Here is a 461-nt window from a genome sequence, read left to right as displayed (position 1 = left end):
ACATCCTCGGGCAGAAGCTGGCGATCACCTCGCGCAAGCCGCAGACCACCCGTCACAACATGCTCGGGATCAAGACCGAGGGCGAGGTGCAGGCCGTCTACGTCGATACGCCCGGCCTGCACAAGAGCGGCGAGAAGGCCCTCAACCGCTACATGAACCGTACCGCCAGCGCGGCATTGAAGGATGTCGACGTGGTGATCTTCGTGGTCGACCGCACCCGCTGGACCGAAGAGGACCAGATGGTCCTGGAGCGCGTGCAGTACGTCAGTTGCCCGGTGCTGATCGCGGTGAACAAGACCGACCGCATAGAGGAGAAGGCCGACCTGCTGCCGCACCTCGAATGGCTCACCCAGCAGTTGCCGAAGGCCGAGGTAGTACCGATCTCGGCGCAGCACGGGACCAACCTGGACGTGCTGGAGAAGCTGGTCGCCGAGCGTCTGCCGGAAAGCGAGCACTTCTTC

General features: G+C 63.8%; 1 protein-coding gene. It reads left to right on the top strand.

Going from position 1 to position 461, the window contains the following annotated elements:
- Positions 1-461: GTPase Era (era, locus tag EEB15_RS33345; protein WP_141514266.1), on the top strand; the 461-nt coding region annotated here is incomplete at both ends.

The organism is Ramlibacter sp. WS9 (assembly GCF_003797765.1).
GTDB lineage: Bacteria > Pseudomonadota > Gammaproteobacteria > Burkholderiales > Burkholderiaceae_C > Ramlibacter.
The sequence above is the reverse complement of the archived record's forward strand: the minus strand, read 5'-3'. Positions and strand labels throughout refer to the sequence as shown.